This window comes from Halomicrobium sp. IBSBa (genome assembly GCF_017612575.1).
In the GTDB taxonomy this organism is placed as follows: Archaea; Halobacteriota; Halobacteria; order Halobacteriales; family Haloarculaceae; genus Halomicrobium.
The window spans coordinates 207283-219413 of record NZ_JADPQC010000003.1; the positions used below are offsets into that span (position 1 = coordinate 207283).

11 protein-coding genes are annotated in these 12131 nt (G+C 65.9%); 7 read left to right on the plus strand and 4 right to left on the minus strand.

Features of this window, described 5'->3' with window-relative positions:
* Positions 1-159: 159 nt before the first annotated feature.
* The gene (locus IL252_RS10580) at positions 160-600 is read left to right on the plus strand and encodes a DoxX family protein (RefSeq protein WP_208627971.1); all 441 of its coding nucleotides are present in this window, start codon (positions 160-162) and stop codon (positions 598-600) included.
* Between the two features lie 51 nt (positions 601-651).
* On the opposite strand, the gene IL252_RS10585 is transcribed toward IL252_RS10580, so the two are convergent.
* The 3 genes from IL252_RS10585 to IL252_RS10595 form a co-directional block, all read right to left on the minus strand.
* Positions 652-1638: a 1,4-dihydroxy-2-naphthoyl-CoA synthase gene (locus IL252_RS10585; protein WP_208627972.1), complete on the minus strand. Its 987-nt coding sequence runs from the start codon at positions 1636-1638 to the stop codon at positions 652-654.
* Between the two features lie 63 nt (positions 1639-1701).
* Complete coding sequence (locus IL252_RS10590) at positions 1702-2382, minus strand: class I SAM-dependent methyltransferase (protein WP_208627973.1); 681 nt, start codon at positions 2380-2382, stop codon at positions 1702-1704.
* 240 nt (positions 2383-2622) lie between these two features.
* Positions 2623-3867, minus strand: a complete 1245-nt coding sequence (locus IL252_RS10595) for a mandelate racemase/muconate lactonizing enzyme family protein (RefSeq protein ID WP_208627974.1) — start codon at positions 3865-3867, stop codon at positions 2623-2625.
* A 184-nt stretch (positions 3868-4051) separates the two neighbouring features.
* Between IL252_RS10595 and IL252_RS10600 the strand changes: the two genes are divergently transcribed.
* The 6 genes from IL252_RS10600 (at position 4052) to IL252_RS10625 (ending at position 11374) form a co-directional block, all read left to right on the plus strand.
* Positions 4052-5524, plus strand: a complete 1473-nt coding sequence (locus tag IL252_RS10600) for a methyl-accepting chemotaxis protein (RefSeq protein ID WP_244257060.1) — start codon at positions 4052-4054, stop codon at positions 5522-5524.
* A 59-nt stretch (positions 5525-5583) separates the two neighbouring features.
* Positions 5584-6549, plus strand: coding sequence for a sugar phosphate isomerase/epimerase (locus IL252_RS10605; protein WP_208627976.1), 966 nt, complete (start codon positions 5584-5586; stop codon positions 6547-6549).
* Between the two features lie 97 nt (positions 6550-6646).
* On the plus strand, positions 6647-7369 hold the full coding sequence (locus IL252_RS10610; RefSeq protein ID WP_208627977.1) for a TIGR00266 family protein: 723 nt from the start codon (positions 6647-6649) through the stop codon (positions 7367-7369).
* 67 nt (positions 7370-7436) lie between these two features.
* A complete protein-coding gene (locus tag IL252_RS10615; protein ID WP_208627978.1) occupies positions 7437-8543 on the plus strand; it encodes a Gfo/Idh/MocA family protein in 1107 nt (368 codons plus the stop codon).
* Complete coding sequence (locus tag IL252_RS10620) at positions 8540-9637, plus strand: Xaa-Pro peptidase family protein (protein WP_208627979.1); 1098 nt, start codon at positions 8540-8542, stop codon at positions 9635-9637. Before IL252_RS10615 ends, IL252_RS10620 begins: the two co-directional genes overlap by 4 nt.
* Before the next feature lie 78 nt (positions 9638-9715).
* Complete coding sequence (locus IL252_RS10625; protein ID WP_208627980.1) at positions 9716-11374, plus strand: alpha-glucosidase; 1659 nt, start codon at positions 9716-9718, stop codon at positions 11372-11374.
* Here the strand turns inward: IL252_RS10625 and gfcR are convergent.
* A complete protein-coding gene (gene gfcR / locus IL252_RS10630) occupies positions 11371-12003 on the minus strand; it encodes a transcriptional regulator GfcR (RefSeq protein ID WP_153553338.1) in 633 nt (210 codons plus the stop codon). The genes IL252_RS10625 and gfcR overlap by 4 nt on opposite strands.
* Positions 12004-12131: the final 128 nt, after the last annotated feature.

A 12131-nucleotide genomic window follows, 5' to 3' on the forward strand; every position in this document is an offset into this window, starting at 1 on the left:
CGCCACGGCTGGGGGGTGGCTTCGCGGCGCGACACGCCCTCGTGACACGGATGTCACCCGGTAACTGCAATGTCGCCAAATCGATATATACGGCACCGCCGTAGCTGGTAACGTGATGAAAGTAGCTAACTTCACGAAACGTCGAGACAGGGTGGTCGCATGATCCCGCTTCAGTCGGAACTCTTCGCCAGCGCCGGCAGTGGCGAGCTGTTCTTGCTCGCACGCCTCCTCTTTGGCGGCGTCCTCGCGTTCATGGGCGTGAACCACTTCACGAACACGGCGGACATGGTCGGCTACGCTCAGTTCAAGGGCCTGCCGGCCCCGAAGCTCTCGGTCGTCGGTTCGGGCGGCCTGCTTCTGTTCGCGGGCGCGGGGATCGCCGTCGGCGCGTTCCCGGTGGTGTCTGGCTTCGCGCTCGGGCTGTTCTTGCTGCTGTCGGGCGTTACCATGCACGACTTCTGGTCGATGGACGACCCCGAAGAACGGCAAAACGAGATGACGAGCTTCCTGAAGAACCTGTTCGGTGCCGGCGGCGCGTTCGCGTTCGCGGCCCTCGGTGCGGTCGCCTGGCCCTACAGCGTCGGGCTGGCGCTGTTCTAGATCGCCGACCCGCGTCGGGCGGCGAAATTTCACAGATTTCAGCCGACAGTGTCAGTAGTGCCAGGGGTAGTCGTCGAAGTCCGGGTCCCGCCCCTCGTTGAACGCGTCCCGCCCCTCCTGGGCTTCGTCGGTCATGTACGCCAGCCGCGTCGCCTCACCGGCGAACACCTGCTGGCCGACCATCCCGTCGTCGGTCGCGTTGAAGCCGTACTTCAGCATCCGCATCGCCGTCGGTGACTTGCCGTTCATCCGCTCGGCCCACTCCAGTGCCGTCGCCTCCAGTTCCTCGTGGGGGACGGCCTCGTTGACCATCCCCATGTCGGCCGCCTCGGCAGCGTCGTAGGTCTTCCCGAGGAAGAAGACCTCTCGGGCCTTCTTCTGGCCGACCTGCTTGGCGAGGTACGCCGAGCCGAAGCCACCGTCGAAACTCCCCACGTCGGGATCCGTCTGGAGGAACTTCGCGTGCTCGGCGCTGGCGATGGTCATGTCACAGACGACGTGCAGCGAGTGGCCGCCGCCGACGGCCCACCCCGGCACGACGGCGACGACGGGCTTGGGGATGTGGCGAATCTGGCGCTGCACTTCGAGGATGTGGAGTCGGCCGACGTTGTCGGGGGCGTCCTCGCGAAACTCGTCGAGCGAGGGCTCGTCGGACGCGATATTTTCGTCCGCATCGTCTCGCGGGTCGGTCCCCTCCCCGTTCGACTGTTCCGAGTCGCGTGGCGACTCGCTGTACTCGTAGCCCGACTCTCCCCGAATCGACTGATCCCCACCGGAACAGAACGCCCAGCCGCCGTCCTTCTCCGAGGGACCGTTGCCCGTCAGGAGCACACAGCCCACGTCGGTCAGGCGCTTTGCGTGATCCAGCGCCGTCGAGAGTTCGTCGACGGTCTCCGGGCGGAAGGCGTTGCGGACCTCGGGACGGTCGAAGGCGATCCGGACCGCGCCGGTCTCTCTGGCGCGGTGATAGGTGATGTCCGAGAAGTCGAACCGGTCGATCTCCACCCACGCGTCGGGGTCGAACAGCTCCGAAACCATGGCCGAGAGTGGGGCAGGGCCGCGCAAAAAGATACTGACCCGGCCCTGGACGAACGTCACCGATTACGGTGCCACACCAACGGTCAAGAGTGTCCCCCAGGTCCGATACCGGTCGACCATCGCCGCTCGCGTCTCCCACTCCTCGGTCGGGAATGCTTCCGCGGGTGGGATCTCGATTTCTTCGTCCGGGATCGTGTCCTGCGTGGCGACGTGCAGGCCGGCCTCGCGGAACAGCGACCGGTACTCCGCACGACTCCAAAGCGACATCGGAGCGTCGATCCGGTCTCGCCAGCGGTGTGATTGCTCGGACTCCTCGTAGAAGTTCACCGCACAGAAGAAGGTCCCTCCGGGGCGAAGGACTCGTCGGATCTCTTCGAGGACGGAAATCGGCTGCCTGGCGAAGAAGAACGTCTCCATACTCCAGACGTGATCGACGCTGTCGGCGGCGAGAGGCAACTGGTGGCAATCGCCTCCCGCAAAGTCGAGCGCGCCGGTGTCCGTGTGATCGCTCGCCGTCGAGGCCATCTCTCGACTCACGTCGAGACCGATGCCGCGGTCGATGGCTTTCGTTTCGTGCAACGCTCGCAGCGCGTACCCGGACCCTGTCCCGAGGTCGAGCACCGTGTCCCCGGCCTCGACAGGCATCCGGGCGAGCGCCCGCTTTGCCGTGTGCCAGTGGTGGTCTTCCATCTCACGCTCCTGCCCCGATGTCGCCCACTCGTCGAACTGATTGCTCGTCGACATTACCTGCAGCTATCACTCTCGACTACATGTAGATGTCGATCCCACGACATTTCGATCCGGATCACTCCACTACGGATCGTCGAACACCGCTGCGCAAAGCTCAGCGAGCCCGACGAAGCTCGCTACGCTTCGTCGAACGAGTCGAATCGGAGACTCGCCGGTTCCATCCGCCTACTCGGCCGGATCGAACGCCCAGAGACTCGCTGACTCGTCTATCGAGCTGGATGGGGCTCCACTTCGTTACGCTTCGTCGAACAGCGTCTCGCCGTCGACCATGTGTTCCTCGACGGCGTCCATGTCCAGCGTGAGGCCGAGGCCGGGCGCTTCGGGGATCTCGATGTAGCCGTTCTCGATGACGGACTCCTCGACCAGATCCGACCACCAGCCCAGCTCGTAGCTGTGGTACTCGACGGCGAGGGAGTTCGGGATAGCGGTGCCCACGTGGGCGCTCGCCATCGTCGCGATCGGGGAGGAGACGTTGTGCATCGCGACGGGAATGTAGTACTGGTTGGCCACGTCGGCGATCTTCTGGGTCTCGCGCATGCCGCCGACCTTCGGGAGGTCGGGCGCGATGATGTCGACGGCCTGGTTCTCGATCAGGCGGCGTTCCTCGGTGACTCGATAGCGGTTCTCACCGACGGTGATCGGCGTCTTCGTGGACTTGGTGACCTCTTCCTGCACTTCGAGGTTCTCCGGCGGGACGGGGTCTTCGAGCCACCACACGTCGTACTCCTCGATGGCGTCGGCCAGTCGCTTTCCGGAGCCACCGGAGAACGTCCAGTGGCAGTCGAAGGCCACGTCGGCCTCGTCTTTGACTTCCTCCGTGACCTTCTCGACGATCTCGGCCTTGTGGCGGATCTCGCCCGGCCGGAGGTGGCGGTTCGCGCGATCTTTCTCTAGGCCGCTGGGCACGTCGAGGTCGAACTTCAGGGCGTCGTACCCGAGTTCGTCGACGACGCGGCGGGCCTCGTCGGCACAGGCGTCCGGGTCCGCCTCTTCCTCGGTGTGACAGTCACAGTAGACGCGCACCTCGTCGCGGTACTTGCCACCGAGCAGCTGGTAGGCCGGCACTTCGAGGATCTTGCCGGCGAGGTCGTGCAGCGCGATCTCGATCCCCGCGATCGCGGTCACGGTGATCCCCTCGACGGAGCCCTCGCCGGACATCTTCTGGACGAGGTGCTCGTAGAGGCGGTCGATGTCCAGCGGGTTTTCGCCGATGACGAACGGCTTCATCCGTTCGATGAGTTCCGGCACGCCGGCTCCCCAGTAGGCCTCACCGGTGCCGACGACGCCCGCGTCGGTGTAGATACGTACGAGCGTCCACGGGAAGTTGCCGTCGACCATCGTCGTCTGAACGTCCGTGATCTCGACGTCGCGGCCGCCGCCGCGTTTGGCGGTGACACCCATCGTCTCGGCGGACAGTTCTCGCATCGTGTACTCCGCGTTCGGGTCGTGCAGATCCGCGTAATCGATGTCGTTTCCCATGTCCGAACGTTCCGACGAATCAGTAAAAAGGTATTCCATCGAGTTTCCCCAGCGTCCACGCCGACGGTCGGCAGAATTATCAGCGCCTGAAATGGGACCATACATCACTTTATACCCGACGATGTATGTGACACAAGACCATGTGTCGGGCCGAGAGAACTCTCCCGAAAACGTGTCGCCCATGATGAATGAACTCACTTCGAAACGGGGTGTCGGACTCGCCGTCGGCGGACAGTTCTGTCACGCACTGTATCAGATACTCCTCGCCGCCGTCGCACCGAGCGGTCTGTACGTCCCGCTGGCGGTGCTGGGCGTCGTCGCTGCCGGTGGGGCTGGCGTCTACTCCGTCCGGCGACTGTCCGGACGGCTGCACGATCTGACCGACGAGGTCGAGGCTCTCAGGGCCGAGACGGAGACGATCGAATCACGCCGGTCGACGCTCGAAGCGGAGCTTCAGTCGATCCGAGACGAACTCGAAACGGCCCGGTCCTCGCTTCCAGAGACCGCGGGCGAGGCGGCCGCCGCGCCCGACGGCGGCGTCGCCGCACAGAACGCCGCGACGATCGAAGAACTGGACGACTACATCGCGCAGAGCTGCGAGATTCTCGACGCAGCCAGCGAGGGCCGACTGGGACGGCGGATGGCCACCGACACGCCGTCGGACGCGCTGAACGAACTCGGCACGGAGTACAACGAGATGGCCGAGACGTTCGAGCAGACGATCCGTGCCGGCGGCGACTTCGCCGGGGACGTCGCGGGCTCCAGCGAGCAGGTCACCGCAGCGACCCAGGCAGTCAAGGACGCGAGCAGCAACGTCGCGGAGTCGGTCCAGGAGATCGCCGACGTGTTCTACGAACAACACGAGCAGATCTCGCAGATCAGCGACGAGATGGGCGAGATGTCGGCAACGATCGAGGAGATCGCGGCCTCCTCGAACGAGGTCGCCGAGATGGCCGACAAGACCGAAAAGCGCACCGTCGAGGGGATCGAGTCCGGCCGCGAGGCCCGAGAAGCGATGGACGAGACTTCGGAGCGAACGGAGGACGTGGTCGAGTCGATCGAGGAACTCAACGATCAGATGGACGAGGTCGGTCAGATCGTTGACCTCATCGACGACATCGCCGAGCAGACCAACATCCTCGCACTGAACGCCTCCATCGAGGCCGCACACGCCTCTTCGGGAGCGAACAACAACGGCTTCGGCGTCGTCGCAGACGAGGTCAAGTCCCTGGCCGAACAGACCAAAGACGCGACCAACCAGATCGAGAGCCTGATGGACGAGATTCAGGATCAGACCGAGCAGGCGGCCGACGAGATCCAGGCGATGCAGGGCTCCGTCGAGAAGGGACGGACGACCGTCGAGGAGAACCTCGAATCGCTGGAGTCGATCATGGAGCACGTCCAGCGGACCTCCAGCGGCGTCAAGGAGATCAGCGACGCGTCCGACGACCAGGCCGCCAGCTCGGAGGAGGTCGCGTCCATCGCCGACGACGCCGCCGAAACGTCCCGCGAGAACGTCGAAGAGGCCGAACACGTCGCCGCCGTCGCCGAAGAGCAGAACCTCGCGCTCGGCGAGATGTACGTCAACGTCAAGATGCTGTCCATGCGCTCTCAGCAGCTCTCGACGCTGTTCGACCGCTACTCCATCGAGGAGTGACGCCGGCCGCGTGACCCCGTCGCCAGGGTTTTATTACAACGACCATTGTAAACTCGCTCATGGACGTAGGTGTACTCACTGTCCCGCTGGGTGACCAGTCTCTCGAAGACGCGCTCTCCTATCTCGACGCCATCGGCGTCGACGCCGTCGAGCTCGGCTGTGGTGGCTTCCCCGGCGACGACCACCTGCCACGCGACCAGTACCTCGACGACGAGGACGCACAGGCCGAGCTACACGCCCTGCTCGACGAGTACGAGATGCGAGTCAGCGCGCTCGCGACGCACAACAACCCGCTGCACCCGGACGACGAGCGCGCGGCCCGCGCCGACACCGAACTCCGCGAGGCGATCACGCTGGCCGACCAGCTCGGGGTCGACGCCGTGACGTGTTTCTCCGGGCTGCCGGCGGGGAGCGACGCCGGCACGGTCCCCAACTGGATCACCGCGCCGTGGCCGAACGAACACGCCGAGGCCCTGGAGTACCAGTGGGAACTGGCCGTCGACTACTGGTCCGAGCTGGCCGAGCACGCGGCCGACCACGACGTGCAGATCGCTATCGAGATGCACCCCAACATGCTCGTCTACGAGCCCCACGGGCTGCTGGACCTGCGCGAGATGACCAACGAGTACGTCGGCGCGAACTTCGACCCCTCCCACCTGTACTGGCAGGACATCTCGATCACGGACGCGATCCGACTGCTGGGCGAACGCGACGCCATCCACCACTTCCACGCGAAGGACACGAAAGTCTACGAGGAACGGGCCCGCACGCGGGGCGTGCTCGATACGACCGCCTACACCGACGAACTGGAGCGCTCGTGGCTGTTCCGCTCGGTCGGCTACGGCCACGGGGAAGACCACTGGCGTGACGTGGTCTCGACGCTCCGGATGGTGGGATACGACGGCGCACTCTCGATCGAACACGAGGACTCGCTGACCTCTGCCACCGAGGGCCTGGAGAAGGCCGTCGCCCTCCTCGACGACGTGATCTTCGAGACGACGCCCGGCCAGGCACACTGGGTGTAGCTCGCCGAAGTCCCTCGTGTCGCTGGGAACCGCTGGACCGTCCTCTCCGGCGGCACGCTTATTGTAGCTCTCTGTGAACCCCGCCCCAGGTGATACGATGGAGTTCGAACTCACACACCGCCCGTCCTACACGCACGTCGTCGTCGAACTCGGCAGCGGCGAGACGATCCTCGCCGAGCCCGGTGCGATGACGACTCACTCCTCCAACATTTCGATGGACACGACGACGAGCAACGAGGGGCTGCTCAGCTCCGCGAAGTCGATGCTCGGTGGCGAATCCTTCTTCGCCAACGAGTTCACCGCGACGGGTGGCACCGGAACGGTCACGCTCGCCCCGCCCACGCCCGGCGACGTGATGCAGTACGAACTGTCCGACGAGACCATCTACGCGGTCGACGGCGCGTGGCTGGCTTCCGAGCCGTCGATCTCGATCGAGACCGAGTTCGGCGGCCTCAAGTCGATGCTCGCCGGGGCCAGCATCACGCCCCTGACCCTCGAAGGCACCGGCACCGTCTTCGTCGAGGCCTTCGGCGGCCTCGAATCGATCGAGCTCGGGGCCGGCGAGACCTACCACGTCGACAACGAGAACGTCGTCGCCTGGGACGGCTCGGTCGACTTCGACGCGCGGCGTCCGGGCGGGATCAAGTCGACGTTGCTCAGCGGCGAGGGGCTCGTCTTCGAGTTCACCGGACCGGGCACGGTCTGGTACCAGACCCGCGGGCTCAACGCCTTCGCCTCGGCAGTCGCGGAGCTGCTCCCCGGCGGTGACAGCGGCGGGGCCACCAGCGACGGCGGCGTCGACGTCGACGACTTCCTGTAGCGCCCGTCGTCGCCCTCTGGCGTGTCCGAGGACAAGAACTATACTGGCCAGGGGGCGAACCCCGAGTGTGACACTCGACATCGGTATTCTTGGCTATCGGTTCATGGGCAAGGCCCACTCGAACGCGCTCGACCGCCTGCCCATGTTCTTCGAGGACGCACCGGAGACGAACCGCGACGTGCTGGTGGGCCGCGACGAGGCGGCGCTCGCCGACGCCGCCGACACGCTCGGCTTCGATCGGACCGCGACGGACTGGCGCGAGGTGGTCGACGAGGTCGACGTGTTCTACAACCTCGGACCGAACCACGTCCACGCCGAGCCCTCGATCGCGGCACTGGAAGCGGGCACGCCGGTCTTCTGTGAGAAACCCCTCGCGCCCACGCTCGCCGCGGCCGAAACGATGGCCGACGCCGCGGCGGGCGTCACCGCCGGGACGGCGTTCAACTACCGCTTCGTGCCGGCACTCCGGTACGCGCGCAATCTGATCGACGACGGCGAACTCGGCGAGATCCACCACTTCCGCGGGCGCTACCTCCAGGACTGGCTCGTCGATCCCGAGGCCCCCTGGAGCTGGCGCAACGACGAGGAGATGGCCGGCAGCGGCGCGCTGGGCGACCTGGGCGCGCACACGGTCGACCTCGCGCACTTCCTGCTCGGCGACACCGCGGGCGACATCGAACGGCTCAGCGGCCATCTCCGGACGTTCGTCGACGAGCGCCCGGTCGAAGGGAGTGACGACACTCGTGACGTCACCGTCGACGACGCCTACAGCGCGCAGGTCGAGTTCGAGTCGGGCGCGATGGGCACGCTCGAGGGGTCGCGCTTCTCGAACGGGCACAAGAACGACCACACGATCGAGATCGAGGGGTCGGCGGGGAGTCTGCGGTTCTCCCTCGAACGCCTCAACGAACTGGAGCTCAAGCGCGCTGACAACCGCGGCTTCGAGACGATCCTGGTGACCGACGCCGACGATCCATACGTCGACCACTGGTGGCCGCCGGGTCACGTCCTCGGTTGGGAACACACCTTCGTTCACGAGAACTACGAGTTCCTCACCGCCGTCCGGGACGGCACCGACTACGAACCGAGCTTCGAGGACGGGCTCCGCGCCCAGCGGGTCCTCGACGCGATCGAGCGCAGTGACGAGCGCGGCGAGTGGGTGAGCGTCGCATGACCGACGTGACCGTCGCGCCGCTGCTCGATCGGCTGGACGACTACCTCGAACGGGAGGGGCTCGAAGCGGTCTGGTTCGCACGGCCCAACTCCTTCGCGTGGCTCACCGGCGGCGGGAACAACATCGTCGACCGGGCGACCGACATCGGGATCGCCGCGGTCGGCTACGACGGCGACGAGCGGATCGTCGTGACGAACAACATCGAGGGTCAGCGGCTGATCGACGAGGAGGTCGGTGACGTGCCCGTCGAGACCGTCGGGTGGTACGAGGACGGCGTCGCCGACGCGATCCGCGCACACAGCCCGCAGCCCGCGGCCGCCGACTTCGACGTCGACGGGTTCGACAGCGTCCAAGCGCGTGATCTTCGACAGCCCCTGACGGCCGACCAGATCGAGCAGTACCGTTCGCTGGCCGCCGACGCGACGAGAGCGTTCGAGGGCGTCCTGCGCGACGCAACCACCGACGCGACCGAACGGGAGATCACGGCCGACATCCACCGCGAGCTCGAAGCCGAGGGGATCTGGGCACCGGTCGTCCTCGTCGGCGGGAGCGAGCGCGCGCCCGTGTACCGACACTACACGTCGACGGAGACGGAACTCGGCGACTACGCGCTGGCGAGCATCACGGCGATGCGGGACGGGCTCTTCGTCAGTACCTCCCGGACGATCGCCTTCGACGCCCCAGAGTGGCTGGCCGAACGGACCGACGACGCCGCCCGCGTCGAGACCACGGCGCTGGCGGCGACCCAGCGCGTCGGCCGCGAGGGCGGGACTGCTGGCGACGTGTTCGCGGCGGTTCAGGACGCCTACGCCCAACTCGGCTGGTCCGGCGAGTGGGAGAACCACCACCAGGGCGGTGCGGCCGGCTTCGCCGGTCGCGAGTGGATCGCGACGCCGACCCACGACGCGCCGGTGTTCCTGCCGATGGCGTACTCGTGGAATCCGACGGTCCAGGGGGCAAAGAGCGAGGACACGCATCTGGTCACCGACGAGAGCGTCGAGCCCATCTCGGTGACCGGAGAGTGGCCTCGGACGACGGTCTCGGCCGTCGGGGCCGACCTGACTCTCGACCGCCACGACGTACTCTACCTGTAGCACCCGGCCGAGATCCGTTTACAACTGCTGTTGTATCTCTTGCAAAGGTCTAAGTAGGCACTCTCTAGTGGTTCTCGTATGGCACAGGAACGCACCTGGTGGAAAGAGGCGGTCGTCTACCAGATCTACCCCCGCAGCTTCTACGACGCGGACGGCGACGGGATCGGTGATCTGCAAGGTATCATCGAGAAGTTAGACTACGTCGCCGATCTCGGCGTCGACGTCATCTGGCTCAACCCCGTCTACGACTCGCCCCAGCGTGACAACGGCTACGACATCAGCGACTATCGGTCGATCGACGAGACGTTCGGCGACATGGACACCTGGCGTCGACTGCTGGACGAGATCCACACCCGCGACATGCGCCTCGTGATGGATCTCGTGGTCAACCACACGTCGGTCGACCACGAGTGGTTCCAGCGATCGCGACGCGGCGATCCGGAGTACGAGGATTTCTACCACTGGCGAGACACCGACGACGGCCGGCCACCGAACAACTGGGACTCCTTTTTCGGCGGATCGGCGTGGGAACACGACGCGGTCCGGGACGAGCAGTACCTCCACCTCTACGATACGAGTCAGCCAGATCTGAACTGGGCCAACGAAGACGTTCGCGAAGCCGTCTACGAGATCGTCGACTGGTGGTTTCAGCAGGGGATCGACGGCTTCCGCATGGACGTGATCAACCTCCTCTCGAAGGCCGCGGGGCTCCCGGACGGCGACCCCGACAGCGAGTGGGTCGGCTCCGAGCACTTCGTCGACGGACCCGAACTGCTCGATTACCTCGTGGAACTCGAAGAGCGCGTCCTGTCGAACTACGACGGGCTGACCGTCGGCGAGATGCCCCAGTTGACCGTCGAACAGGCGCGGACCTACGCAGGGGCCGACGGCCCGCTGGACCTGGCCTTTCACTTCCAGCACACGAAACTCGACTACGGAGACGACGGGCGCTGGTCGGTCGGCGAGTGGGACTTAACCGAGCTCAAGGCGATCACGGACCGCTGGCAGACCGAACTCGCCGACGACGGCTGGAACGCGCTCTACTGGGAGAACCACGACCAGCCCCGCGTCGTCTCTCGCTACGGCGACCCCGACGAGTACCGCCGGGAGTCGGCGACGATGCTGGGGACGTTCGTGCTCACGCTCCGGGGCACGCCGTTCGTCTACCAGGGCCAGGAGCTCGGGATGACGAACGCGCCGTTTCCGACGATCGAGGACCTCCGTGACGTCGACGCGATCAACCACGCCCGCGAGCTGATGGCAGAGCGCGACTGCGAGTACGACGCGGTCAGGTCGATCGTCGAGTACCGCACCCGCGACAACGCGCGGACGCCGATGCAGTGGTCCGACGACGACCACGCGGGCTTTACCGACGGCGAGCCCTGGATCGACGCCAACCCCAACTACTCCACGGTCAACGTCGAACGCGAGCGAGCCGATCCCGACTCGGTCCTGTCGTACTACCGAGAGCTGATCGATCTGCGCTCGTCGACGCCGACGCTGATCTACGGCGAGTTCCGCGATCTGCTACCGGACGACCGACAGGTGTACGCTTACGAGCGACGCCACGAGGACGACTGCGTCGTCGTCGTGCTGAACACGTCCGGGTCCGCAGCGTCCGTCGAACTCCCGGTCGGGGTGCCCGAAGCGTGTCTCCTCTCGAACTACGACGAGTCTCCGACTGACCTCTCCGGTGCCACTCTCCGGCCCTACGAAGCGGCCGTCTACCGCGTCTAGTCCTCGGAGCCGACCCGGATGACCTGCAGCAGCGAGTACACCGGGACGCCCTTCACGTCGCCGAGCCCCTGCTTGTCGGCCAGGACGACACAGGCGACGGGGTTCCCGCCCTGATTCCGGATCGCCTCGATGGTCTCCGTCATCGTCGTCCCGGAGGTGATCGTGTCGTCGACGACGTAGCAGTCTCGGCCGCGAATCTGGGCGAAGTTCCGGGAGAACGAGCCGTCGAGCGAGTGGTCGCTGTCGTCGTCCCACTGGTGCTTGCTGGGTGCGTACGTCCCCAGGTCGGCGTCGAGTTCGCGGGCGACAGTCGTCGCCAGGGGCGCGCCCGCCTTCTCGATCCCCATCACGAGGTCGACCGCTTCGCCCTGCTTGAGCAGGAGGTCGGCCATTGCGGAGCCGACCGCGGCGAGGCGGCTGCTGTCCCTGCCGATCGTGCTCCAGTCGACGTGGATGTCGTACGGGCCGCCGTTTGGCTCGCTCGTCGAGTCGGTCCCGCTCCCGCTCTGCTCGACGAGCCAGCTCGCGGTCTCCCGAGAGACGTTCAGCTCGTCGGCGATCTCGCCCTTCGAAAGGCCGTGCTCTGCCAGATCTGCCGCACTCTCGATCAGATCGTCGATGTTCTTCATGGTGGTCCATCTGAGCGGGAGGGATTAATACCCAAGGGGATCTCGACGACCCCGGATTCCCCACGTCCGACGACGGTCACCGCAGCGACGGCTCCGACCGTCAGACTTTTGCAACACCTGCTGTTAAT

Excerpts from the sequence above, each read along its gene's own strand:
- IL252_RS10580 (WP_208627971.1), top strand. The coding sequence starts at position 160 with ATGATCCCGCTTCAGTCGGAACTCTTCGCCAGCGCCGGCAGTGGCGAG.
- IL252_RS10585 (WP_208627972.1), bottom strand. The coding sequence starts at position 1,638 with ATGGTTTCGGAGCTGTTCGACCCCGACGCGTGGGTGGAGATCGACCGG.
- IL252_RS10590 (WP_208627973.1), bottom strand. The coding sequence starts at position 2,382 with ATGTCGACGAGCAATCAGTTCGACGAGTGGGCGACATCGGGGCAGGAG.
- IL252_RS10595 (WP_208627974.1), bottom strand. The coding sequence starts at position 3,867 with ATGGGAAACGACATCGATTACGCGGATCTGCACGACCCGAACGCGGAG.
- IL252_RS10600 (WP_244257060.1), top strand. The coding sequence starts at position 4,052 with ATGAATGAACTCACTTCGAAACGGGGTGTCGGACTCGCCGTCGGCGGA.
- IL252_RS10605 (WP_208627976.1), top strand. The coding sequence starts at position 5,584 with ATGGACGTAGGTGTACTCACTGTCCCGCTGGGTGACCAGTCTCTCGAA.
- IL252_RS10610 (WP_208627977.1), top strand. The coding sequence starts at position 6,647 with ATGGAGTTCGAACTCACACACCGCCCGTCCTACACGCACGTCGTCGTC.
- IL252_RS10620 (WP_208627979.1), top strand. The coding sequence starts at position 8,540 with ATGACCGACGTGACCGTCGCGCCGCTGCTCGATCGGCTGGACGACTAC.
- IL252_RS10625 (WP_208627980.1), top strand. The coding sequence starts at position 9,716 with ATGGCACAGGAACGCACCTGGTGGAAAGAGGCGGTCGTCTACCAGATC.
- gfcR (WP_153553338.1), bottom strand. The coding sequence starts at position 12,003 with ATGAAGAACATCGACGATCTGATCGAGAGTGCGGCAGATCTGGCAGAG.